The sequence below is a fragment of the Burkholderia sp. HI2500 genome (assembly GCF_002223055.1).
Classification (GTDB): domain Bacteria; phylum Pseudomonadota; class Gammaproteobacteria; order Burkholderiales; family Burkholderiaceae; genus Burkholderia.
The window spans coordinates 1,998,763-2,021,545 of the sequence record NZ_NKFL01000006.1 but is presented as its reverse complement, the minus strand read 5'-3'; the positions used below and the strand labels follow the sequence as shown (position 1 = coordinate 2,021,545).

Here is a 22,783-nt window from a genome sequence, read left to right as displayed (position 1 = left end):
TCATGATGCAAGGCAATCGCCAGGCAGCGGCCGCCGCCGCGCCGGCACCCGGTTCTTCGTTCGGCGCGGCGACGCGCGGCCTCGTGCGGCCCGTGATCGCGTCGTCGGTGCTGTTCATGCTCGTCACGGGCATCGCGTATCCGCTGCTCACCACCGGCGTCGCGAACGTGCTGTTCCCGTCGCAGGCGCGCGGCAGTCTCGTGCAGCAGCACGGCACGACGGTCGGCTCGGCGGTGATCGGGCAGCAGTTCACGCGTGCCGGCTACTTCCACGGGCGGCCGAGCGCGACGGTCGGCACCGATCCGGCCGATCCGTCGAAGACGGTCGACCAGCCGTACAACGCGGCCGGTAGCGGCGCCAGCAACCAGGGCGCCACCAGCAAGAAGCTGCTCGCGGATATCGCGCAGCGGGTGCGTACCTACCGGCAGGAGAACGCGCTCGCCGTCGGCACGCCGGTGCCGGCGGATGCGGTGACCGCATCGGCGTCCGGGCTCGATCCCGAGATCTCGGTCGCGAACGCGCGGCTGCAGGCGGCGCGGGTCGCGCAGGCGCGCGGCGTCGATGCCGCACAGGTCACGGCGCTGGTCGATCGGATCGCGTTGCCGCGCCAGCTCGGCGTGCTCGGCGAACCGCGCGTGCGCGTGCTCGACCTGAACCTCGCGCTGGACCGCGCATTCGGCCACGCGGCCGGCGCGAAGCAATAGCAGGAACCACGGAGTCACTCATGTCCCATATCGAAACCCCGATCAATCCAGCGGCGATGCCGGTCGGCGGCGTGCCGCCGATGCGCTGGACGGCCGTGCTGCGCGAGGCGTTCCGCAAGCTCGCGCCGCGCGTGCAGTTGAAGAACCCCGTGATGTTCGTCGTGTATCTCGGCAGCATCGTCACGACCGTGCTGTGGTTGCAGGCGCTGGCCGGCACGGGCGACGCGCCGGCCGGCTTCATCTTCGCGGTCGCGTGCTGGCTGTGGTTCACCGTGCTGTTCGCGAATGCGGCCGAGGCGCTGGCCGAAGGGCGCGGCAAGGCGCAGGCCGATGCGCTGCGCGCGGCGCGCAAGCGCGTGTATGCGAAGGTGCTCGACGAGCCGAAGCAATTCGGCAGCACCAGCCATCGCGTGCCGAGCGACGAGCTCGCGGCCGGCTGCATCGTGCTCGTCGAAGCCGGCGACACGATTCCCGCCGACGGCGAAGTGATCGACGGCGTCGCGTCGGTCGACGAATCGGCGATTACCGGCGAATCCGCGCCGGTGATCCGCGAGTCGGGCGGCGATTTTTCGTCGGTGACGGGCGGCACGCGCGTGCTGTCCGACTGGATCATCGTGAAAATCACCGCGCAACCGGGCGAGGCATTTCTCGACCGGATGATCGCGATGGTCGAAGGCGCGAAGCGCGGCAAGACGCCGAACGAGGTCGCGCTGACGATCCTGCTCGTCGCGCTGACGATCATCTTCCTGCTCGTGTGCGTGACGTTGCTGCCGTTCTCGCAGTTCAGCGTGCTGCTGAACGCGTCGGGCACGGCGGTGAGCCTGACCGTGCTGATCGCGTTGCTCGTGTGCCTGATCCCGACGACGATCGGCGCGCTGCTGTCGGCGATCGGCATCGCGGGGATGAGCCGGATGATGCGGGCGAACGTGCTCGCGACGTCGGGCCGCGCGATCGAGGCGGCCGGCGACGTCGACGTGCTGCTGCTCGACAAGACCGGCACGATCACGCTCGGCAACCGCGAGGCCGTGCAGTTCCGGCCGGCGCCGGGCGTGGACGAGCGTGCGCTGGCCGAGGCCGCGCAACTGTCGTCGCTCGCCGACGAAACGCCTGAGGGGCGCTCGATCGTCGCGCTCGCGAAGCAACGCTTTTCGCTGGACGTGGCCGCGACGGCCGGCAGCATCACCGTGCCGTTCAGCGCACGCACGCGCATGAGCGGCCTCGACATCGGCGAGCGTCAGGTGCGCAAGGGCGCGGCGTCGGCGATCCGCGCACACGTCGATGCGCTCGGCGGTGTGTTTCCTCAAGCGGTCGAGACGGCGGTCAACGACATCGCGCGACGCGGCGGCACGCCGCTCGTCGTGGCCGACGGTGCCCGCGTGCTCGGTGCGATCGAGCTGAAGGACATCGTCAAGCACGGGATCGCCGCGCGTTTCGCCGAGCTGCGCAAGGTCGGCGTGAAGACGGTGATGATCACCGGCGACAACCGGCTCACCGCGGCCGCGATCGCGGCGGAAGCCGGCGTCGACGACTACCTCGCCGAGGCGACGCCCGAGGACAAGCTGCGGCTGATCCGCGAGCACCAGGCGAAGGGCCATCTCGTCGCGATGACGGGCGACGGCACCAACGACGCGCCCGCGCTCGCGCAGGCCGACGTGGCCGTCGCGATGCACAGCGGCACGCAGGCGGCGAAGGAGGCGGCCAACATGGTCGACCTCGACAGCAACCCGACGAAGCTGATGCAGGTGGTCGAGGTCGGCAAGCAGATGATCATGACGCGCGGCGCGCTGACCACGTTCAGCGTCGCCAACGATCTCGCGAAGTATTTCGCGATCATTCCGGCCGCGTTCGTCGCGACGTATCCGGCGCTCGGCGCGCTGAACGTGATGGGGCTGCACAGCCCGACGTCGGCGATCCTGTCGGCCGTGATCTTCAATGCGCTGATCATCGTTGCGTTGATCCCGCTCGCGCTGAAAGGCGTGAAGTATCGCGCGGAGCCGGCCGAGAAGCTGCTGGGGCGCAACCTGCTGATCTATGGCGTGGGCGGCATCATCGCGCCGTTCATCGGCATCAAGCTGATCGACATGCTGTTGACGCCGTTTATCTGACCGAACGCGCCGTCGCGGCCCCGCTCACGCCTTCGCGGCGTGCGCGGGGCCGTTCGGCGTTTCAATTGCCGGAAGCGATCATGGATGTGAATGTGAACGTGAGCGAAGCGAATCGACGGGCAACGGGGCCGCGGGACACCGCCGCCCGCGGCGGCGGGGACGGCGTGCGCCGCGACCGCTGGCGCGGCGTGCTGCGCGCATGCGCGATGCTGGCCGACCGCATCGCGGGCGCCGGGCCCGACACGCAGCCGATGCTGGCCGTGCGCGAAGCGCGACCGCGCACGCAGGTGTGGATGTCGCAGTACGCGGTGCCGCTGCTGCTCGCCACGCTCGTGTGCGCGCTGGCAACACTCGCGGCCAGCGCGCTGCTGCGCGTGTTCGACCTGTCGAACGTCGTGATGCTGTTCCTGATGACCGTCGTGCTGATCGCGCTGCGGCTCGGCCGGCTCGCCGGCGCTTGGGCCGCGTTCGTGTGCGTCGGCTGCTTCGACTTCTTCTTCGTCGAGCCGAGATTGTCGTTCGCGGTGTCCGATACGCAGTACGTGTTCACGTTCGCGCTGATGCTGGCCGTCGCGCTCGCGATCGGCCAGCTCGCGGCGCGCCTGCGTGCGGAGGCGCGGGCCGCGCGCGCGAACGAGAAGCGCTCCGCGGCGCTGGCCCGGGTCGCGCATGACCTGTCGGCGGCGATCGAGACCGAGCAGATCGCATCGATCTGCACCGGCACGATCGCGCCGCTGCTGGGCGTGCGCGTCGCGCTCGTATTGCCGGATGCGGATGATCACCTGATGCCGGCGCAGCACACCCGGTTCGTCGAAGCACCGATCGCCCGCTGGGTTTACGAGAATGCGCGTGGCGCGGGGGGCGGGCTGCCGCCGTTCGAGCGCGCGGCCGCGCAGTACCTGCCGCTGAAGGCGCCGATGCGCGTGCGCGGCGTGCTCGTGCTGTTCGGCGACGCACAGCCGGTCCCCACCGACCCCGACGATCGCCGCCTGATCGACGCATTGTGCTCGTCGATCGCGATGGCGCTCGAACGCGTGCACTACGTCGGCGTCGCGCAGCACACGCTGGTCCGCATCGAAGGCGAGCGGCTGCGCAACGCGCTGCTCGCCGCGGTGTCGCACGACCTGAAGACGCCGCTGACCGCGATCCGCGGGCTCGCCGAGACACTGGAACGGCCCGAGCGGCTCGCCGACGGGCAGCCGGCGGCGCTCGCGCACGGCATCCGCAACCAGGCCGAGGCGTTGCACGGGCTCGTCGTGAACCTGCTCGATCTCGCGCGCATGCAGAGCGAGGGCGTGCGGCTGAATCGCGAATGGCACATGCTCGACGAGATCGTCGGCAGCGCGCTCGCGCATTCGGCCGGCGTGCTGGCCGGCCGCGACGTGAGCACCGACTTGCCGGCCGACCTGCCGCTGATCGACGTCGACGCGCTGCTGATCGAGCGCGTGCTGATGAACCTGCTCGACAACGCGTCGAAATATGCGGGCACGGACGCGGCCGTGGCGGTGCGGGCGCGCGTGTTCGGCGAAACGCTGTACGTGTTCGTCGAGGACGACGGCCCCGGCTTCATCGCGCGCAACACCGAGCCGCTGTTCGAGCCGTTCGAGCGCGAACGCAAGGAATCGTCGATCAGCGGCGTCGGCCTCGGGCTCGCGCTGTGCCGCAGCATCGTCAATGCGCACGGCGGCTCGATCCGCGCGGTGCCGCTCGATCCGCACGGCGCGCGGTTCGAGGTTCGCCTGCCACTGGGTGCGCCGCCCGATATCGAACACGAGAGCCGGACATGATCAGATCGCGCGTACTTATCGTCGAGGACGAATCGGACATCCGCCGTTTCGTGCGGATGGCGCTGGAACAGGAGGGGCTCGACACCTGCGAGGCATCGACGGCCCGCGAGGCGCGGATGTATGCGTCGAGCAGCAAGCCCGATCTCGTGATCGTCGATCTCGGGCTGCCGGACGACGACGGCAAGACCTTCATCCGCGAGTTGCGCAAGTGGTCGACGGTGCCGGTGATCGTGCTGTCGGCGCGGCAGCAGGAAGTGGAGAAGGTCGCGGCGCTCGACGCGGGCGCGGACGACTACCTGCCGAAGCCGTTCGGCGTGCCCGAACTGCTCGCGCGGGCACGCGCGCAGTTGCGGCGCGCGGCGTTCGTATCGGCCGACGGGCAATCGTCGTCGATCGTGCGGTTCGGCGACGTGACCGTCGATCTCGGCAAGCACGAAGTCGCGCGCGGCGGCACGCCGGTCCACCTGACGCGTCTCGAATTCCGGCTGCTCGCCGCGCTGATTCGCGCGCGGGGCGGCGTGATCGCCGCGCGGCAATTGCTGGCGGAGGTGTGGGGCATCCATGATGCGGACCGCGCGCATTACGTGCGCGTGTACATGACGAACCTGCGGCAAAAGCTCGAACCGGTGCCGGCGCGCCCGCGGCACCTGCTGACGGAGTTGCAGTTCGGCTACCGGCTGGTCGGTCTGGAAACGGTCGGCATGGCGGACGGGCCGCGTGGTGCGGCATCGGCAGGTCTAGACAACTGAAATCCCGCTCCCGGCCGTGCGCCGGCGCGCGGAGAAAGCGGTTGTTTAGCTCGATGTAATTCGCAATTAATTGAAATATAAGGAAATTTGCGACCCACGATCCTATTGGTCCGACAATTAGAGATAAACACGGATTGCTGGCGCACCCTCCGAAAAGGCAAAGTTGTATGTACAACTTGGAGTGTCGCCGGAACGGGCGGCTTCCGGGTTGGAAGGGTTCACGGCGGCGCTGCCCGACGGAACCCGGCCCCGTTCGCCTCTGACAGGAACGCCATGAAGAAACTCGCGCTCAGTATTGCCCTTGCCTGCATCGCGGTCGGTGCCCACGCCAAGGATTGGTCGACGATCCGGTTCGGCGTCGACGCCAGCTATCCGCCGTTCGAATCGAAAGACGCAAGCGGCAAGGTCGTCGGCTTCGACGTCGATCTCGGCAACGAGATCTGCGCCCGCCTGAAGGCGAAATGCGTGTGGATCGAGAACGACTTCGACGGGATGATTCCCGCGCTGAAGGCGAAGAAGTTCGATGGCGTGCTGTCGTCGATGTCGATGACGCCGGCGCGTGCCGAGCAGATCGCGTTCTCCGACAAGCTGTTCAACACGCCGACGCGCCTCGTCACGAAGAAGGGCGCGAACCTGCAGCCGACGGCCGAATCGCTGAAGGGCAAGTCGGTGGGTGTCGAGCAGGGCACCATCCAGGAAACCTACGCGAAGGCCTACTGGGCGCCGAAGGGCGTGCAGGTCGTGCCGTACCAGAACCAGGACGGCGTGTACCAGGACCTGATGTCGGGCCGCCTCGACGCGGCGCTGCAGGACGCGGTGCAGGCCGACATCGGCTTCCTGAAGACGCCGCGCGGCGCGAACTTCGCATTCGCCGGCAAGGACATCGACGATCCGAAGACGCTCGGCAACGGCGCCGGCATCGGGCTGCGCAAGGACGACGCCGACCTGAAGGCGAAGATCGACCATGCGATCGCCGACATCATCAAGGACGGCACGTACAAGAAGCTCGAGAAGAAGTACTTCGCGTTCGACGTCTACGGCGGCTGATCTTCCATGCGGCGCGCATCGGTTGCGGTGCGTGCCGCGTCTGTCGTGGGTGCAGCCCGCTTCGCGCGATGCGTCCGACTTGATGAGCAGGCTGCATCAGGTAGTGCGTAGATATCGTTTGATGCCCGGGTAATGGCTATTGACAATCCAGCCACATCGTTCTGGATCCCTCATATGATCTTCCAAGGATTTGGCCCGCTGTTGTGGGCCGGCACGGTGGAAACCGTGAAGCTCGCGGTGCTGTCGCTCGCTGCGTCGCTCGTGCTGGGCCTCATCGGCGCGAGCGCCAAACTGTCGACGAACCGCATGCTCAAGTCGATCGGCACCTTCTACACGACGCTGATCCGCGCGGTGCCGGACCTCGTGCTGATGCTGCTGCTGTTCTACGGGATCCAGATCCTGCTGAACAACGTCACCGACATGCTCGGCTGGGACCAGATCGACATCGACCCGTTCGTGGCCGGCGTCATCACGCTCGGCTTCATCTACGGCGCGTACTTCACCGAGACGTTCCGCGGCGCGTTCCTCGCGGTGCCGCGCGGCCAGCTCGAAGCGGGCTTCGCGTACGGGATGAGCGGCTGGCGCGTGTTCCACCGCATCCTGTTCCCGCAGATGATGCGCTTCGCGCTGCCCGGCATCGGCAACAACTGGCAGGTGCTCGTGAAGGCCACCGCACTCGTGTCGATCATCGGCCTCGCCGACGTCGTCAAGGCGTCGCAGGACGCCGGCAAGAGCACGCTCGATTTCTTCTTCTTCACGCTGGCTGCAGGCGCGATCTACCTCGCGATCACGACGGTGTCCAACGTCGTGCTGCATCACCTCGAGAAGCGTTATTCCGTCGGCGTCCGGAGGCTCGCACTGTGATCGAACTCGTCAGCCAGTACTGGCAAAGCTATCTCTACACCGACGGCTACCGCTTCAGCGGCCTCGCGATCACGCTGTGGCTGCTGGTCGTGTCGATCGCGCTGGGCTTCGCGCTCGCCGTGCCGCTCGCGATCGCGCGCGCATCGTCGAACCGCTGGATCTCCGGCCCGGTGTGGCTCTATACGTACGTGTTCCGCGGCACGCCGCTCTACGTGCAGCTGCTGATGTGCTACACGGGCATCTACAGCCTGCAGGTCGTGCACAACCACGTGCTGCTCGACACGTTCTTCCGCAACGCGATGAACTGCACGCTGCTCGCGTTCGTGCTGAACGAATGCGCGTATGCCACCGAGATCTTCGCGGGCGCGATCAAGGCGACGTCGGCCGGCGAGATCGAGGCAGGCATGGCCTACGGGATGTCGCGCTTCAAGCTCTATACGCGGATCATCCTGCCGTCCGCGCTGCGCCGCTCGCTGCCGAGCTACAGCAACGAAGTGATCCTGATGCTGCACGCGACGACGCTCGCGTTCACCGCGACCGTGCCCGACATCCTGAAGATCACGCGCGACGTCAATTCGGCCACCTACATGTCGTTCCAGGCCTACGGCATCGCGGCCGTGCTGTACGCCGCCGTCGTGTTCACGCTCATCTGGGCGTTCCGCAAGCTCGAGACGCGCTGGCTCGCGTACCTCTCGCCGCGCGGCCATTAACGCATTCGCAAGATTCGCAAGGAAGGACCCAGCATGTACAAGCTTACCGTTGACAACCTGCACAAGAAGTTCGGCGACAACGAGGTGTTGAAGGGCGTGTCGATGAAGGCGAAGGCCGGCGACGTGATCAGCATCATCGGCTCGAGCGGCTCCGGCAAGAGCACGTTCCTGCGCTGCATCAACTTCCTCGAGCAGCCGTGCTCCGGGCAGATCACGATCGGCAGCGAGCCGATCCAGACCACGCGCGACCGCAACGGCTCGCTGCGCGTGGCCGACCAGAAGCAGCTGCAGCGGATGCGCACGAAGCTGTCGATGGTGTTCCAGCACTTCAACCTGTGGGCCCACATGACGGTGCTCGAGAACATCATCGAAGCGCCGATGGCCGTGCTCGGCGTCAGCAAGGACGAAGCGATCGCGCGGGCGCGCAAGTACCTGGAGAAGGTCGGCCTCGCGCCGCGCGTCGAGGGCATGTATCCGTCGCACCTGTCGGGCGGCCAGCAGCAGCGCGTGGCGATTGCACGCGCGCTCGCGATGGAGCCGGAGGTGATGCTGTTCGACGAGCCGACGTCGGCGCTCGACCCGGAGCTGGTGGGCGAAGTGCTGAAGGTGATGCAGAAGCTCGCCGAGGAAGGCCGCACGATGGTCGTCGTCACGCACGAGATGGGTTTCGCACGCAACGTGTCGAATCACGTGATCTTCCTGCATCAGGGGAAGATCGAGGAGGAAGGGAATCCGCAGGAGATTCTCGTGAATCCGAAGAGCGAACGGCTCGGGCAGTTTCTGTCGGGGCGGTTGAAGTAAGCCGGCAGGCGGCGTCGCGCATCATCCGCGACGCCGCATACTGGAACGCTAAATGCTTGTCACGCGGGATCCTTTCGATGAAGGAGCACCGCGATGAGCACGCCGACCACCACCGCCTTTTCCCATGTGAAGCCGCAGGACACCGCGTATCGCGGCGAAGGCCTGCGCGACTTCTTCCTGTATCGCGATCTCGGTATCGCGGCCGCGACGAACGGCAAGGTCGTCGCGCAACTCGTCAGGGCGAATCATGCACCGGAGGCGGGCACCGGCTGGCACCGTCACGAGGCCGAGTTCCATATCGTAATCATGCTGAAGGGCTGGGCGCGCTTCATGTACGGCGACCAGGAAACGCTGGTGGCGGCCGGTGACTGCGTGCACCAGGCGCCGGGGATCGTCCACTATCTGTTCGACTACTCGCCGGACATGGAGTATCTGGAGATCGTCGGGCCCGCCGATTTCAAGTCGATCGACGTCGAAGGGCCGTGCGCGGTGCCGCCGCCGACACCGTGGGGCGAGGCGGGGGCGTAGCTGCCGCCGTGCATTCGCGTGCATCGTCCTTACGCCTGTTTGTGACAAACCGCCTTCGTGGCGGTTTTTTCTTGCGCGTTCCACGGAGGTTTCCGTGCGATCCGCGTTTCCTGCTTCACATTCTTTCGAATTCCGAAAGGTCGCGAAGCTGAAGATCCAGAAAGAAAAGAAAGACATTCGTCAGCTTCGCTGCGTTGACGGCGCCGCGATGTCAAAGATCGTCAATTGCGCGTGGATGCGGTGCACGGCTAGTCGACGACCGGCGTTAAGGAAGTACCAGCCGGATCACCGGTTGAGTTACCCGGGAGAGTTTCATGAAGCGCATCGCGAAGATCCTGACGGCCACCGCAGTGGCATGTGCCGTTCTTGCTCCGGCACTGGCCGAAGCGCATTCGCACCGTGTGTGTCATTTCGATCATCACCACCATCGCGTGTGCCGCTGGGTGCGGTAACCGCGACTTTCCCGGGGATACCCGGAACGCAGGCTTCATTCAGGCAAATCAGGAGAGGACTATGAAAAAGACGATGTTGATCGCCGCGCTGGTCGCCGGCATGGGTATGTCGATCGGTGCGTTCGCGCAGGTTCCGGCCAGCGCGCCGGCCGGCACGACCGGTCTGTGCAAGGACGGCTCGTTCTACTCGGGCGCATCGAAGAAGGGCGCATGCGCGGGCCACAAGGGTGTGAAGACCTGGTACGGCGCATCGTCGGCGGCAGCCGCGAGCGCACCGGCCGCCGCACCGGCAACGGCAGCCCCGGCATCCGCCACCGCGCCGGCGAAGAGCGCGGCAGCGACGACCGCGGCGGCAGCGCCGGGCGGCGGCGCGGGCAAGGTATGGGCCAATGACAGCACGAAGGTCTATCACTGCTCGACCGACAAGTACTACGGCAAGACGAAGCACGGCAGCTACATGTCGGAAGCCGACGCGAAGGCGAAGGGCTACCACGCGTCGCACGGCAAGGCCTGTTCGTAACGCAGGCTGACGCGCGAGCCGCTCCCTCGCGCGTCGTCCGCACGCTGCAGCACCTCACGCCCCGCCACCCCCGGCGGGGCGTTTCATTTTCAGCGCCGTCCGGCTTCAGTGGGCGAGCTGCGATTGCGTGTCGGTCGCTGCATCGGGCGCGGTTGCGCGGGCGTCGAGCAGCGCGCGCAGCGTCACGTAGTGTGTGCCGTCCGCGTGACCGTCTGCATCGGCAGTGCGATCGTATGGCTCGTTGTCGTGGATCGTCGCGCGCACGATCGGATAGATCTGCTTTTCCCAGCGGCTGCCGTTGAACACGCCGTAGTGACCTGCGCCCGTCTGCACGTGATGCGTCTTCAGGTACGGCGGCAACCCCGAGCACAGCTCCTGCGCGGCCACCGTCTGGCCGACCGCGCAGATATCGTCCTTCTCGCCTTCGATCGTCAACAGGGCGGTGCGATGAATCGCCGCCGGCTCGACGAGCCGGTCGCCGACCGTCAGCTCGCCGCGCGCGAGCGCGTATTGCTGGAACACCTTCTCGACCGTTTCCAGATAGAACTCCGCGGTGAGATCGGCGGTCGCGAAGTATTCGTCGTAGAAGTGCCGCAGCGTGTCGGCTTTTGCCGGGTCGCCCTTCGCGCGTTCGTAATACAGATCGGCGAACGACGCCGCATGGCGATCGGGATTCATCGACATGAACGCGCCCACCTGCACGAAGCCCGGATACACGCAGCGCTGCGCACCGACGAAGCCCGCCGGCACGACGCTGATCAGGTTGCGCGCGAACCATTCGATCGGCTGGCTCGTCGCGAGCGCGTTGACCTTCGTCGGATTCACGCGGCAATCGATCGGGCCCGCCATCAGCGTCAGGCTCGCGGGCTGCGCCGGATCGCCGCCGGCAGCCATCAACGCGACTGCCGCGAGCGCGGCGACGGTCGGCTGGCAGATCGCGAGCACATGCGCGTCCGGGCCGATCTGGTGGATGAAGTCGATCACGTGCGCGACGTATTCGTCGAAGCCGAACCGTCCGGCCGTCAGCGGGATATCGCGCGGGTTGTGCCAATCGGTGATGTACACGTCGTGGTCGGCGAGCATCGTGTGCACGGTGCCGCGCAGCAGCGTCGCGAAATGCCCGGACATGGGTGCGACGATCAGCACGCGCGGCTGGCGCGCCACCGGCAATGCCTTGCGGAAATGCAGCAGCGTGCCGAACGGTGTGCCCGCGGCGGCTTCCTCGACGATCGGCACCGCTTCACCGTCGACGACGATCGACGCGATGCCGAACGGCGGACGCCGATGCGAGAACGCGCAGCATTCGAGCAGTTCGCACAGCGCGTCGAGCATGCGGCCGGTCGGCGTCGCGGTGGCGGGCGGCCACAGCGACATCGTCGCGCGTGCGGCGGCGGCCCATGCGCGCGCCGGGCGCGTGCATTCTGCAGACCATTGATAGAACGGATAGGCAAGCAGATTCATGGCTGTCGCTCGTTGTGCCGCGTTGCATGGAACGAGGCAAGCGATGTGCCAGCCTGCGGCTGGCACGCGCGTTGCACGCGGTTCGGAAACGCGGCGACGCAGGCGGCACGCGACACACGGCAGCCGCACGTGATGCGTTGCCCGGCCGACCTGTCGTGCGGCACGTGACGCGACAGCGTGCTGCGCTGCGCCAGTTCGGCGAATGCGCGGCACCGGCATGGTGCGGGCGGCACCACGCAGCGTCTGTTTTCGGTGCAGGGGCACGAACGGTTTTGAACAGGGGAACGACATGGACGTCACCGGAAGACAGACGACGCTGACCATCAGCAGCCGCAATTACTCGTCGTGGTCGATGCGCGGCTGGCTGCTCGCGAAGCTGAGCGGCCTCGTGTTCGAGACGGTCAGCGTACCGATCGACGCCGCGTCGCGCGCGGAGTTGCTGTTGCTGTCGCCGTCGATTCTCGTGCCGTGCCTCACCCACGACGGCAATACGGTGTGGGACACGCTCGCGATCGCCGAATACCTGAATGAAATCCGGCCGCAGGCGCGGCTGCTGCCTGAAGACCGGCGAGCCCGCGCGCATTGCCGGTCGATCTGCGGCGAGATGCATTCCGGTTTCAGCGCGTTGCGCTCCGCGTTGCCGATGAACCTGCGCGCGCACTTCCCCGGCTTCCGCATCTGGTCGCGTGCGCAGCACGACATCGAGCGGATCGTGACGATCTGGCGCGAGTGCCTGGCCGCGTACGGCGGCCCCTGGCTGTTCGGCGCGGAGATCGGCATCGCCGACGCGATGTATGCGCCGGTCGTCACGCGCTTCCTGACCTACGACGTGAAACTGGAACCCGATATCGCCGAGTACTGCATGCAGGTGCTCGCGCATCCGTTCGTGACGGAATGGATCGATGCGGCGAAGGCGGAGCACGAAGACATCGACGAACTCGACATGGAGTTCTGACGCGCGGGTTCGTCCGGCGCTTTCAATTGCACTACACGCGCAGGCATCGAAATGAACTTTCCGGTGTGGCCGCAGGATCCGCAAACGTTTTACCTTGATTTCGGTTCGAAACGAGGACGAATTCCCTAAAGGATGTTGAGCCCGCTGACGTAAACGAGTCACGGGGATGACTCGCGATCACATGCTTTCGACGTGTGACGCGCAGTCCGAAAAAATCAGCGCAGCAGGGGAATCGACGTGAATCGTCAGCAATCGTGGACGCGTACAGCGGCGCCCGGGGAAATCATTTACTCCGAGGGTTTTGCGGGCGAGCCCGTCATCTTCTTGATCACCGACGGCAAGGTCGAGCTGTCGACGCGATGCGAGGACAAGCGCGTCGTCGTCGCGACACTCGGCCGCGGCGAGTTCTTCGGTGAATCGGCGCTGCTCGCAGCCGAGCCGCGTGCTCATACCGCGAAGGCACTTTCATTCTGTCAGCTGACGGTCGTGCCGGCCGGCATGCTCGACGAGGAAATCGAGCGTGTATCGGCGCTGCTGCGTCACATCGTGCGAACGATGATCCGCCGCGTGAAGCGCAAGGACGACCAACTCGCCACCTACACCCATGCCGACTTCATGCCGGGCGTGCTGTCGTATGCGCATGTGCTGTCGCTGATGGCGGGGGCCGAAGCGCGCGATGGCGGCGACGCTTGGGCGCGCCGGCCGATGCAGGCCCATGCGGCCGAAACCTCGGTGCCGCTCGCCGACGTGATCCGCAAATGCCGCGCGATTGCCGGCCACTCGCGGCCGCACGTGCTCGCGATGCTGCGACGCATGGAGAAGCTCAATCTCGTCACGATCGAGGCCGCGCAGGCGGACCATGCGGGCGGAGCGGTCGATTATTCTGCGTCGTCGGATGCGCGCCAAGTCGTCACGTTCGACGCCGCGCGCGTGATCGATCGCGCGCAGCAGGTGGCCGATCACGATCTCGACCTGTCGATCAACAGCGAACTCGAACTCATCGAACTGGCCGATCTCGAAGCGCTGATCGGTGTCGAGAAGACGATGCTGCTCAACAAACTGTCGAACGGCGAGATCGCAGACGAGTTGTTCGCGTTCCGCAAATCGAAGGTGCTCAGTTACGTCGAACAGAAGGGCGTGACGTACTTCTCGCGACGCAACGCGCGACGGGGAGAGGTGCGCGCGCTGGAGGATCTCGTGTCGATCGACCAGCGCACGCTGTTCGACGTCATCAGCGCGTTCGATACCTACGATCTCGCGAAGCTGATCGCGAATCTCGACGATCGCGCGGTAGCCGACAAGCTGTTCTCCGTGATGACCGAGGCGCGGCGCAACGAGGTGTCGTGGGTGATGCGCCGCGAGCTCAAGCTCGATCCGGTCGAGATCGAGGACATCGAGCAACGCGTGCTGGATGCCGTGCGCGCGGCGAAGGCGCCGGCGGCGGGCACGGTGCCGGTCGCATCGGCATCGGACGCATGACGAGGAGGCACGCATGGACCTGTTGACCCTGGTCGGTGTGCTGTTGGGTGGTGCGGCGATCGTGTTCGGTTTCGCGCTGGAAGGCGGGCATTTCTCGATGCTGTTCCAGTTCGAGGCGCTTGTCATCGTGCTCGGCGGCACGCTCGGCGCGGTGATGATCCAGAACACCTGGGCGCGCTTCTTCGACGCGGTGAAGCAATTGCGGCTCGCGTTCGTGCGGGCGCGCGAGGTCGATCGCAAGAACCTGTCCGACCTGCTCGAATGGGGCGACCGCGCGAAGCTCGACGGGCTGCTCGCGTTCGAGTCGATGGACGTGAGCGGCATCCATCCGTTCGCGCGCCGCGGGCTCGAACTGCTGGCGAACGGTGTGTCGACCGCCGTGCTCGAAGACGCCCTGCAGCGCGAACTCGATGCCTACGAACGCAGCCGCCTCGCCGCCGCGCGCGTGTGGCAGCAGGCCGGCGGGTATGCGCCGACGTTCGGCATTCTCGGGTCGGTGCTCGGGCTCGTGCAGGTGACGAGCCATATTCTCGAACCGGCACAGCTCGGGCCGGGCATCGCAGTCGCGTTCATCGCGACGCTGTACGGGCTGGCATTCGCGAACCTCGTGTTCCTGCCGCTTTACGGCAAGCTGCGCGCGCAGATCGACAGCGAGCTGCGGTTTCGTAAGCTGTATCTCGACGGCTTGCTCGCGATCTCACGCAAGGAATCGCCGCATACGATCGAGACGCGCCTGACCGGCGACGTGCGCGGGCGCGCGGTCGAATCGCTTGCGTGATGTGCGTGTGCCGTACGACGAACCCGGAATGCCAATCGCATGACTGCTCGAACTGATGGTGCATCTGCTGCCGATCGCGACGACGACGAACTCGAAGGCGCGCAATCCGGCCGCTGGCTGATTTCGTACGCGGATCTCATCACGACGCTGATGGTGCTGTTTCTCGCGTTGTACGTGCTCCAGCTCGCGAAATACAACGCGCTCGATGCGCGATACCAGACGCTCGCGCGGCATGCTGAAAGTGCGGCGAGCGCATCCACTGCTGCTACCGCTGCCGTGACGCCTGAGCACTCGCCGCCCTGGCTCGCGTTGCTCGAGTCGTTGAAGTCGAACGGCCGAATCTCGCTGGTGAAAGCGCCGCATGGCGTGGAGATTGGCATTGACGCGAAGATCCTGTTCAACGTCGGCGATGCGCGCCTGCTGCCCGATTCGTCGCCCGTGCTGAACCAGATCGCGCGGGCGCTAAGCGATCACGCGACCGGCGACATTCTCGTCGAAGGGCACACCGACAGCGTGCCGATCGCGAACGCGAAATACGAATCGAACTGGGAGCTGTCGTCGGCGCGCGCGGGGAGCGTCGTGCGCTACCTGACCGAGCGCGGCGTCGCCCCGCACCGGCTCGCGGCGATCGGGCGGGCCGATACGCAGCCGCTCGTCGCGGGGGACGATGCGTCCGCGCGGACGCGCAACCGGCGTGTCACGATCTTCGTTGCATATTGATTGGTTTGCTGGTGTTCACACAAAATCTGAACCTGAGGGAAAGCGTGGATGTCGAACGAGAATAATTTTGAGGGCGTTGCCGATCGCAACGGGAAGCGAGGTGCTCGCGCCTTTGCCGAACTGTTGATGCGTGCGTCGACAGCGGACTTGACGCCGAGGTTCCTGATCATCCAGACGATCGTATTCACGGTGGTGATCACATTGATGTGCCATTTCTGGCTGGGTCCATGGATGGCAAGTCATAACACGTACTCCTGGTGGGGGCAGTGGCGCTGGATACCGCTGCCGTGGGCTTGCGGTTATGTTGCGTTGATCGGAACGCTGCGCCATCGGTCCCTGATGGCGGCACATGCGAAATTGGGTGATCTGCGGAAGGATGCTCCTGATGATGTGAAGCGCCAGCTCAAGAGCCAGGTCGAGAAGAAGCGAACGTTGTACAAGATGATCGGGGAGATATTCGCGGCGATGTCGGTACTGGGCGCTGCGTTTTCTCTGGTGACTTCCTACTACTCGTTCGATACGCGATTCCTGCGGCCGGCTGCCGTATCGGTCGATGCGGATCTCACGAAAATCAAGGAACTGACCGAGCAGACCTGCCGTCTTGGCGTGACGGCGGACGCGTGTACCTCCCGGCCGTCGGTGAGGCAGATGGTCGAGATCATCGAGAAGGAAACAGACGCAATTCAGCGGCACGCCGCTGTGACGGCGATGCTGGACCGCTTGCGTCCCGTGCTGCTGACAATTGAGGGCGGCGGCCGCGAGGAACTGGCACGATTGCTAGACGAAGTTGATGCTGCGTTTCCGAATGATGCGCTGTTCTCACTGCTGCAGATGGCCGCGGCATCGTTCCTGGTTTTGACTGTTACGGTCGCGGTCGGCTTTAAACTTGCCGTGGCCGTGTACGAATACAGGATCACGCTTCAGTCGGTTGGCGGCAGTGCCTCGTCGTCGGCGCCCCCAGGTGTTCAACAAGGTGAGATCGAACCGCATTCCACCGGGCAACAACGTTAGCTGAAGCGCCTGTCGAACGCCCGCCTGACAACAACATAACGAATCTCGCATGATGAACATGTGAGATCAGCGATGCGGTTCTGCGCGTGCATGCCGATAACCCAAACTGGCTCAGACCGAGCGGTTATCGAGGGTTCCCCATGCATTTCTGGCGCAAGCTTTCCATACAGAACAAGCTGATTCTCAGCATGACGAGTTGCCTGCTCGTGTTCGTCGCGATTTCTAGCGGACTCAGCATCCGCCTGATCGGCAACGCGGTGCGAGATCGCGTCGTGCGCGAAGAGCTGCCGACGGCCGTGAACGGCATCCGCGCCGACGTGCAGCGGCAGATGGCCGGGCCGATCGCCGCGTCGCGGATTCTCGCGCGCGATGCGTTCCTGCTGCAATGGGAAGCCGAAGGCGAACCCGACGCCGGCACGCGCAACTGGATCCAGCTCGCGAAGAACGTGAAGGACGAGCAGAAGGCGGCGTCGGTGCAGTGGGTGTCCGTGAAGAGCGGCAACTACTACAACGAATCAGGCCTGCAGCGGAAGGTGACCGACAAGGATCAGTGGCTGACCGGCTTCCTGTCGTCCGGGAAGGCGTTCGATGTGAACATGGACCGCGAGGTGACGGTCGGCGGTTACATGATGTTCATCAACAGCCGTGTTGAACTTGATGGTGTGCCGATTGGTGCGGCCTGTATGAGCTTGTCGGTCGATGCGCTCGCGAAGGGTATCGCTGCTTACCGGATCGGCGAGACCGGGTTCGCGTATCTCGTGCGTCCCGACGGCGCGATCATGATGCATCGCGATACGGCGCTGATCGACGGCAAGCATTTCATGAAGGACCAGCAGGGGTTGCCGGGGGATGCTTCGTCGACGCTGCTGGCTGGTCAGCCGTATGCGTACCTGAGCTACAACGGTGATGGAGGTGCGCGTTTCATCGCGACGTCGTTCATTCCGGAGTTGAATGCGTATGTGGTTGTCGAGGTGCCGCAGGCTGAACTGCTCGGGCCGGTGACGCGTGCGATTCGTAGCGCTGCGCTGGTTGCGGCTGTGGTGGGGCTGGGTGTCGCGTTGCTCGTGATCTGGCTGGTGGGGCGTGCGATTGCCGCGCCGATCCGCCGCGCGGCGACGCTGCTGTCGGAAATCGCCAGCGGGCAGGGCGATCTCACGCGCCGGATGACGGTCGAGAGCCAGGACGAGATCGGGCAGTTGTCGGATGCGTTCAACCGGTTCGTGTCGTCGCTGTCGACGCTGGTGCACAGCATTCGAGCGGCTTCCTCGTCGATTGCGACCGGGTCGGCGCAGATTGCGACGGGGAATGCGGACCTCAGCGAACGCACCGAAGGGCAGTCGAGCAACCTGGAGCGCACGGCTTCGTCGATGGAAGAAATCACGGCCGTGGTGCGGAACAACACCGAAACGGCGACGACGGCCGCGAAGATGATCAATGGTGCTGCCGATACGGCGGCGCGCGGCGGGCAGGTGGTGGGTGAGGTCGTGAGCACGATGCAGGAGATCAGCGACGCGTCGCAGCGGATCTCCGAGATCATCGTGATGATCGACAGTATTTCGTTTCAGACGAACATTCTTGCGCTGAATGCAGCGGTGGAAGCGGCACGGGCCGGGGAGCAGGGGCGCGGGTTCGCGGTGGTGGCTTCTGAGGTGCGGAATCTGGCGCAGCGCAGCGCGCAGGCGGCGAAGGAGATCAAGACGCTGATCGAGCATAGCGCGGGAACGGTGAATACCGGGTCGCGGCTGGTGAGTGAGGCCGGGAAGGTGATGCGCGATGTCGTGTCGCAGGTTCAAGGCGTGAGCGCGATGATGAGCGAGATCGCCGAGGCGAGCCTGGAGCAGAGCGCCGGTATCGATCAGATCGGGGACGCGGTGCAGTCGCTCGATCAGATGACGCAGCAGAATGCGGCGCTGGTCGAGGAAAGCGCGGCGGCTGCGGCGAGCTTGAAGCAGCAGGCGGCGGAATTGACTCGATTGGTGTCGGCTTTCAAGGTGGATGATTAAAGTCTGTTTCGCGATTTAGAATAAGGCGTTTCTGAGGGACGGCTGCCGTGGGGTCACGGCAGCCGTTTTTGCATGTTTGCGCGGGATTCGGTGACGTCTATAAAAATGAAACGCATTTCCAAGTGGAAGATCGGGGTGGGGGCAGCGGTGCTCGTCGCGGTGGCGGCTGCGGTGGGGGCGAAGGTGATTGCATCGCCGACCGATTCTTATCTCGCCTATCGGAAGAAAGCCGTCGACGCGATTACGGCGGCGCGGATGGAAGATCAGGCGGATCTGGACAAGAAATACACGGCCGAGGTGAATGCGCGGCTGGTTAAGCTTGTCGGGACGGTCAAGGCGAATGGGTTTTCGGCGAAGGCGGGGAGTACCGTGCAGAGCCTCGTTGTCGATAACGGGATGAAACCGGGCCGGGTGGGATGTCCCTCAAATCGGATGGCGGGAAGGAGAGTCGCAGTGTGACGACGTTACCGCTTTTGACCGCTCGGACGAAAGCGGCGAATTTGGAGTTAAAGTCGACGGATGATGTTGCCGTTATCTTCGATAGCGTGACGTTTTATACGGACTTGTTTGGGGGATGATGCGACGGTATATCGCTCTGCCGAGTTGCCTGTGAAGCGGAAGACGGCTGATGAGGTGTTAAAGGCGTTGCTGGTTGAGGAACGCCAGGACGGGGTGCCGGTGGGGCCGAATATGTTGGTGGTGGTGGTTAGGCAGGGGAGCGGGTTTATGTTCTCTGGAGAGATGTGATGGTGCAGGGAATTGAGGCTTGTGGGTCGGGGCGGGTAGTTGATGAGCAGCGGCAGGCTTGCTTTGCGAAACACTTCCCCAAACAGAAGAGCTATTCGCGGATTGTATCGGAGGTTCGGGCAATAATGGACAAGGTTTTCAATAGCTCGCGATTGTATCGGAGTCGCATTGTTTGTGATATCAAAGTACGATGGGATTTGACCACTTTTTAAATATTCTAAAACATTGAAAGCATCGCTGACATATCTGCGATGAGAGACCAGATTGACGTCGACCTCGATCACTTGATCGTCGCCGGATACTTCAATTTTCCGCTCTCCCAACATCTTCAGCCGTGACTATCTCCTTCGAATCCTCCGATCGACCCGAGGCGATGTCGCATAGAATGAAGGCGACGGAAGTCGAAATCTGCCAATTACCTGCTTTTTTGAGTTGGCTGTATATGTTTCCGTGACATCTACGCGTCAATTGCGCAGTCGATGAACCGTGATGTGGTCGACGCAGACATCGACGCGATTCTCATCAGAATATAGACGGGTTAAATATAGCCGTTAGAAATGGCTCTTCGAGCAGATGCTACGGTATAGCGCCGCGCGATCAACGGTAGTATTTGCTCGAGATATCACCGCATTGGGATTCATATCGTGAGATACGTGGTTAAAGATACTAGTGTGACGCTATTGGGTCAGTATGTGTATTGCGCCGCTCGAGCGGGTCATATACGTGCATCTGACATGGGTGCCTCAGCAGCCCAAGCAATAGTGGCGCATGCGCGTATGCGTTACGTGCATTGGCGTGCAGTTCTGTTGAAATTAACTTATCCTCAAGTTTGTGGTGACGGTGGGTAACATTCTGTACGTGGCGGCTGAGTTTCTGCTGAGGTGAGTGCGCAGATTGTTGGATTTTTTAAATATCTGGATGAAACATGAAAATCAATTTTTTTTCTGTTGTGGGGCTTCACGGAGTAATAGATGCGGAAATGGATTTCTATGACGATCTTACGGTTATCGTGGGGATGAATGGGTCTGGGAAGACAAGTATTTTAACTTTGATATCGGATATTGTTAGATTTGATACCGGTCGACTGCTGGCTACCCAGTTTTCAAGTGCCCGGTTGGGTTTTTTTGATGAGGAAAGTCGATATAGTGTTGCTCTTGAATCTGATAGTGCTGCGATTAAGGTTTCTGTCATCAGAGACGGTCAGGAATTTAAATCAATAAATATACCTAAGCCTATCAAATCGGATTTAAATTCGAGTAGTGTTCCTTGGATCTATAAATCATTCGGAATTCAGGAGGCTGCTTGGCTTCAAAATTCATTATTCGTAGATTTTGCAAATGACGAATCCGCAATTAGAGGGATTTTTGAATCTATCTCCTTGACCTTTCTTCGCGTCGATCGGACCTTGGCTGCATCTGATGCATCGGGAAATATTTCCATTGAAGAATCGGGTGTTAGGGCTGCTGCCGCATTGAGGGGTCTCAAGGCGGAGGATCCGCTCGATGTAGTGTTGCGAGTAACCACGCAACACTATACCGAATATAAGAATAATCTGGAGAAAATTCGTACGAAGGCTTATCAGAGTTCCTTTTCGCTTTCGTTTTCTGATGATCTGTTTCAGCCAGTTCCTGGTGAATTTACTGTTGAGAGATTTGAGAGGAATATAAATCAACTCGAGAGAGAGGTAAAGAGATCCTCTGCGATGCCAAAGGACGAATCTCTTCTGCTGGAAGTTGAGAGATACTTCAAGGACTCAAGGGCTCTTTTAAAGATCGTGCGAGATGAGAGGTCGGAGAAAAGTTTGCAGGCAATCGAGGGGGTTTTGAAGAGTCGGCAAAGTAGAATTGCTAAGCTTTTGAAGATATTTGAGATTGAGCAAAAGGATACAAAATCGGCTTATGCTAAAATTGATAAATATATAAAAACATTAAATTCGTTCTTTCTGGAGTGCGGAAAGAGGCTTGAGTTCGATGAGAAAACGAATGTGCTTGGATTTTCTTTGGTTAATAAGAGGTATTGGAAGAGGGATGATTATAATCGGGATGGTGATAGGCTTCGTTCTCTGAGCGCTCTTTCATCTGGTGAGCGGCAAATTCTCATTGTTATCACGTATCTTTGTTTTATAACAAAATCTCCTGGCATCTATATAATCGATGAGCCGGAGTTGTCTTTGCATTTGACCTGGCAACGTAGGCTTTTGGAAGGTCTAAATGCAGTTAAGCCTGAAGAATCCCAGATTGTTTTGGCGACGCATACGCCGGAGATTGTCGGCTATGCGCCAGACAAATTGGTGATTCTTAATCCGGCTTACCATGATGATGAAGGTGGGGAGGGCGTCCTGTGAACCGAAAAAAAGATCGCGGGGGCGTAATTTACGGGGAAGACGCGCTGTTTGTAAGGGATTTGATGTTGGCGCCGAATTCGGATGTCTTGTTTTATTTCGAGGATGCCGGCCAAGAGTCTTTGTATGATCGATTTGTCAAGAGGTTGTTTCCTGAAATTCGCAGGCCAATGGTTTTGTGTTTAAATGGTTGTTCGGAAGTTATAAAAAAATTACGAAGTGAAAATGCCTTCGGGAAGCCTAGAATTGGAATTATAGATCTTGATTTTCGGGATCTTCTTGGCCAGCTTGGGCCGGTGGTTGATTTGGTGGGGTTGGTTAATTTTAAAAAACACTGCTTTGAGAATTATCTAATTGATAGGGATGCGATTTTGGATGTCGCAATTGAGAGAATGGACGAGCCTGCGAGACATGCTGACGCAGAAGAGAAGGTGGCGGACTATGATGAATTCTACGATCGCTTGCTCGATAATTATGCGGAGTTGACCCGCTATTTCATAGTCGCGCGGCGAGAAAATGTTCCGATTGACACGACGAAAGTTTCACCAAGTGAGTTGGTGGATGAGGAGTTGGGTGGGCTTTCCGCAGATTGGGTGCAGAACTACAAGGAACGCTTCCTTGCGGCTTGCGAGGAAAGTCACACTCATCTTTTGATTCCAGAGATTCTCGATGAGAATCTTCAAAAGGCATTTGAAGTGCCTGAAGGGCACGTCCTTGCTGTTGAAAACACGCCAGTAGATCATTTGAGTGGAAAGCATCTTCTATATCTCGTGACGGATTATTTCGACCGAAGACTTGGGACCGCACTCTTGGATTTGTCAGTGCTTCAGCGTTACCTGTCATATATTTCCCGTGTTCCTGATGATTCTTTCTCAACAATAATTGACGAGTGCTGGAGCGAAATCACGCAACAAGCTCGGGATTTTGGCATTCGGATTTCGGTGCCGCAACGGCTTCAGAACGGCTGATCGCGTATGAGTCGATGCCGCAATGTCAATGACTCCGGTTTGTCGAAAGTAAC

The 22,783-nt window shown here is 62.2% G+C and carries 22 protein-coding genes; 20 read left to right on the top strand and 2 right to left on the bottom strand.

All coding sequences use genetic code 11. The annotated features are described in order from the left end of the window. Window positions 1–2: 2 nt before the first annotated feature. The 11 genes from kdpC to CFB45_RS26730 all read left to right on the top strand — a co-directional run bounded on the left by kdpC (window position 3) and on the right by CFB45_RS26730 (window position 10,267). Window positions 3–704: a potassium-transporting ATPase subunit KdpC gene (gene kdpC, locus CFB45_RS26775; RefSeq protein ID WP_179255105.1), complete on the top strand. Its 702-nt coding sequence runs from the start codon at window positions 3–5 to the stop codon at window positions 702–704. Between the two features lie 56 nt (window positions 705–760). Next, on the top strand, window positions 761–2,809 hold the full coding sequence (gene kdpB / locus CFB45_RS26770) for a potassium-transporting ATPase subunit KdpB (protein ID WP_089428136.1): 2,049 nt from the start codon (window positions 761–763) through the stop codon (window positions 2,807–2,809). Window positions 2,810–2,889: 80 nt separating this feature from the next. Continuing rightward, entirely contained in the window at window positions 2,890–4,596 is a 1,707-nt protein-coding gene (locus tag CFB45_RS26765; protein WP_089428135.1) for a DUF4118 domain-containing protein, read from the top strand. Beyond that, window positions 4,593–5,345: a response regulator gene (locus CFB45_RS26760; protein WP_089428134.1), complete on the top strand. Its 753-nt coding sequence runs from the start codon at window positions 4,593–4,595 to the stop codon at window positions 5,343–5,345. The genes CFB45_RS26765 and CFB45_RS26760 overlap by 4 nt, the downstream gene beginning before the upstream one ends. A gap of 273 nt (window positions 5,346–5,618) precedes the next feature. Continuing rightward, window positions 5,619–6,392 carry an ABC transporter substrate-binding protein gene (locus tag CFB45_RS26755; RefSeq protein ID WP_089428133.1) on the top strand — a complete coding sequence of 258 codons (774 nt, stop codon included), beginning with the start codon at window positions 5,619–5,621 and terminating at the stop codon, window positions 6,390–6,392. Window positions 6,393–6,566: 174 nt separating this feature from the next. Beyond that, window positions 6,567–7,256 carry an ABC transporter permease gene (locus CFB45_RS26750; RefSeq protein ID WP_089428132.1) on the top strand — a complete coding sequence of 230 codons (690 nt, stop codon included), beginning with the start codon at window positions 6,567–6,569 and terminating at the stop codon, window positions 7,254–7,256. Next, complete coding sequence (locus CFB45_RS26745; protein ID WP_089428131.1) at window positions 7,253–7,966, top strand: ABC transporter permease; 714 nt, start codon at window positions 7,253–7,255, stop codon at window positions 7,964–7,966. Before CFB45_RS26750 ends, CFB45_RS26745 begins: the two co-directional genes overlap by 4 nt. A 33-nt stretch (window positions 7,967–7,999) precedes the next feature. Continuing rightward, on the top strand, window positions 8,000–8,767 hold the full coding sequence (locus CFB45_RS26740; RefSeq protein ID WP_041493635.1) for an ABC transporter ATP-binding protein: 768 nt from the start codon (window positions 8,000–8,002) through the stop codon (window positions 8,765–8,767). Between the two features lie 93 nt (window positions 8,768–8,860). Beyond that, a complete protein-coding gene (locus CFB45_RS26735; RefSeq protein ID WP_089428130.1) occupies window positions 8,861–9,295 on the top strand; it encodes a cupin domain-containing protein in 435 nt (144 codons plus the stop codon). 314 nt (window positions 9,296–9,609) lie between these two features. Beyond that, the gene (locus CFB45_RS39125; RefSeq protein ID WP_167347852.1) at window positions 9,610–9,747 is read left to right on the top strand and encodes an HHHH-motif protein; all 138 of its coding nucleotides are present in this window, start codon (window positions 9,610–9,612) and stop codon (window positions 9,745–9,747) included. A gap of 61 nt (window positions 9,748–9,808) precedes the next feature. Continuing rightward, window positions 9,809–10,267: a DUF3761 domain-containing protein gene (locus CFB45_RS26730; RefSeq protein WP_089428129.1), complete on the top strand. Its 459-nt coding sequence runs from the start codon at window positions 9,809–9,811 to the stop codon at window positions 10,265–10,267. 105 nt (window positions 10,268–10,372) lie between these two features. On the opposite strand, the gene CFB45_RS26725 is transcribed toward CFB45_RS26730, so the two are convergent. After that, the gene (locus CFB45_RS26725; RefSeq protein WP_089428128.1) at window positions 10,373–11,728 is read right to left on the bottom strand and encodes a polyhydroxyalkanoate depolymerase; all 1,356 of its coding nucleotides are present in this window, start codon (window positions 11,726–11,728) and stop codon (window positions 10,373–10,375) included. Between the two features lie 289 nt (window positions 11,729–12,017). Here CFB45_RS26725 and CFB45_RS26720 point away from each other — a divergent pair, with 289 nt between their 5' ends. The 7 genes from CFB45_RS26720 (at window position 12,018) to CFB45_RS39580 (ending at window position 19,133) form a co-directional block, all read left to right on the top strand. After that, entirely contained in the window at window positions 12,018–12,683 is a 666-nt protein-coding gene (locus tag CFB45_RS26720) for a glutathione S-transferase family protein (protein WP_089428127.1), read from the top strand. A 237-nt stretch (window positions 12,684–12,920) separates the two neighbouring features. Then, complete coding sequence (locus CFB45_RS26715) at window positions 12,921–14,162, top strand: cyclic nucleotide-binding domain-containing protein (protein ID WP_089428126.1); 1,242 nt, start codon at window positions 12,921–12,923, stop codon at window positions 14,160–14,162. Between the two features lie 13 nt (window positions 14,163–14,175). Further along, entirely contained in the window at window positions 14,176–14,940 is a 765-nt protein-coding gene (locus CFB45_RS26710; RefSeq protein ID WP_089428125.1) for a flagellar motor protein, read from the top strand. Between the two features lie 39 nt (window positions 14,941–14,979). Beyond that, window positions 14,980–15,660 carry an OmpA/MotB family protein gene (locus CFB45_RS26705; protein ID WP_089428124.1) on the top strand — a complete coding sequence of 227 codons (681 nt, stop codon included), beginning with the start codon at window positions 14,980–14,982 and terminating at the stop codon, window positions 15,658–15,660. 48 nt (window positions 15,661–15,708) lie between these two features. Then, window positions 15,709–16,671, top strand: coding sequence for a hypothetical protein (locus CFB45_RS26700; protein WP_089428123.1), 963 nt, complete (start codon window positions 15,709–15,711; stop codon window positions 16,669–16,671). 140 nt (window positions 16,672–16,811) lie between these two features. Next, window positions 16,812–18,674 (top strand): methyl-accepting chemotaxis protein, encoded by a 1,863-nt coding sequence (locus CFB45_RS26695; RefSeq protein ID WP_089428122.1) that lies wholly within the window; start codon window positions 16,812–16,814, stop codon window positions 18,672–18,674. Between the two features lie 105 nt (window positions 18,675–18,779). Further along, a complete protein-coding gene (locus tag CFB45_RS39580) occupies window positions 18,780–19,133 on the top strand; it encodes a hypothetical protein (protein ID WP_256978366.1) in 354 nt (117 codons plus the stop codon). 47 nt (window positions 19,134–19,180) lie between these two features. Here the strand turns inward: CFB45_RS39580 and CFB45_RS39575 are convergent, their stop codons facing one another. Further along, entirely contained in the window at window positions 19,181–19,705 is a 525-nt protein-coding gene (locus tag CFB45_RS39575) for a hypothetical protein (RefSeq protein ID WP_256978365.1), read from the bottom strand. Between the two features lie 641 nt (window positions 19,706–20,346). Here CFB45_RS39575 and CFB45_RS26685 point away from each other — a divergent pair. Both CFB45_RS26685 and CFB45_RS26680 read left to right on the top strand, forming a co-directional pair. Next, complete coding sequence (locus CFB45_RS26685) at window positions 20,347–21,765, top strand: AAA family ATPase (RefSeq protein ID WP_089428121.1); 1,419 nt, start codon at window positions 20,347–20,349, stop codon at window positions 21,763–21,765. After that, entirely contained in the window at window positions 21,762–22,730 is a 969-nt protein-coding gene (locus CFB45_RS26680) for a DUF4435 domain-containing protein (protein ID WP_144025230.1), read from the top strand. Before CFB45_RS26685 ends, CFB45_RS26680 begins: the two co-directional genes overlap by 4 nt. Window positions 22,731–22,783 lie beyond the last annotated feature (53 nt).

What these genes read in the sequence shown, in the direction of transcription:
- kdpC (WP_179255105.1), top strand. Translation starts at nt 3, where the DNA reads ATGATGCAAGGCAATCGCCAGGCAGCGGCCGCCGCCGCGCCGGCACCC.
- kdpB (WP_089428136.1), top strand. Translation starts at nt 761, where the DNA reads ATGCCGGTCGGCGGCGTGCCGCCGATGCGCTGGACGGCCGTGCTGCGC.
- CFB45_RS26765 (WP_089428135.1), top strand. Translation starts at nt 2,890, where the DNA reads ATGGATGTGAATGTGAACGTGAGCGAAGCGAATCGACGGGCAACGGGG.
- CFB45_RS26760 (WP_089428134.1), top strand. Translation starts at nt 4,593, where the DNA reads ATGATCAGATCGCGCGTACTTATCGTCGAGGACGAATCGGACATCCGC.
- CFB45_RS26755 (WP_089428133.1), top strand. Translation starts at nt 5,619, where the DNA reads ATGAAGAAACTCGCGCTCAGTATTGCCCTTGCCTGCATCGCGGTCGGT.
- CFB45_RS26750 (WP_089428132.1), top strand. Translation starts at nt 6,567, where the DNA reads ATGATCTTCCAAGGATTTGGCCCGCTGTTGTGGGCCGGCACGGTGGAA.
- CFB45_RS26740 (WP_041493635.1), top strand. Translation starts at nt 8,000, where the DNA reads ATGTACAAGCTTACCGTTGACAACCTGCACAAGAAGTTCGGCGACAAC.
- CFB45_RS26735 (WP_089428130.1), top strand. Translation starts at nt 8,861, where the DNA reads ATGAGCACGCCGACCACCACCGCCTTTTCCCATGTGAAGCCGCAGGAC.
- CFB45_RS39125 (WP_167347852.1), top strand. Translation starts at nt 9,610, where the DNA reads ATGAAGCGCATCGCGAAGATCCTGACGGCCACCGCAGTGGCATGTGCC.
- CFB45_RS26730 (WP_089428129.1), top strand. Translation starts at nt 9,809, where the DNA reads ATGAAAAAGACGATGTTGATCGCCGCGCTGGTCGCCGGCATGGGTATG.
- CFB45_RS26725 (WP_089428128.1), bottom strand. Translation starts at nt 11,728, where the DNA reads ATGAATCTGCTTGCCTATCCGTTCTATCAATGGTCTGCAGAATGCACG.
- CFB45_RS26720 (WP_089428127.1), top strand. Translation starts at nt 12,018, where the DNA reads ATGGACGTCACCGGAAGACAGACGACGCTGACCATCAGCAGCCGCAAT.
- CFB45_RS26710 (WP_089428125.1), top strand. Translation starts at nt 14,176, where the DNA reads ATGGACCTGTTGACCCTGGTCGGTGTGCTGTTGGGTGGTGCGGCGATC.
- CFB45_RS26705 (WP_089428124.1), top strand. Translation starts at nt 14,980, where the DNA reads ATGACTGCTCGAACTGATGGTGCATCTGCTGCCGATCGCGACGACGAC.
- CFB45_RS26700 (WP_089428123.1), top strand. Translation starts at nt 15,709, where the DNA reads ATGTCGAACGAGAATAATTTTGAGGGCGTTGCCGATCGCAACGGGAAG.
- CFB45_RS26695 (WP_089428122.1), top strand. Translation starts at nt 16,812, where the DNA reads ATGCATTTCTGGCGCAAGCTTTCCATACAGAACAAGCTGATTCTCAGC.
- CFB45_RS39580 (WP_256978366.1), top strand. Translation starts at nt 18,780, where the DNA reads ATGAAACGCATTTCCAAGTGGAAGATCGGGGTGGGGGCAGCGGTGCTC.
- CFB45_RS26685 (WP_089428121.1), top strand. Translation starts at nt 20,347, where the DNA reads ATGAAAATCAATTTTTTTTCTGTTGTGGGGCTTCACGGAGTAATAGAT.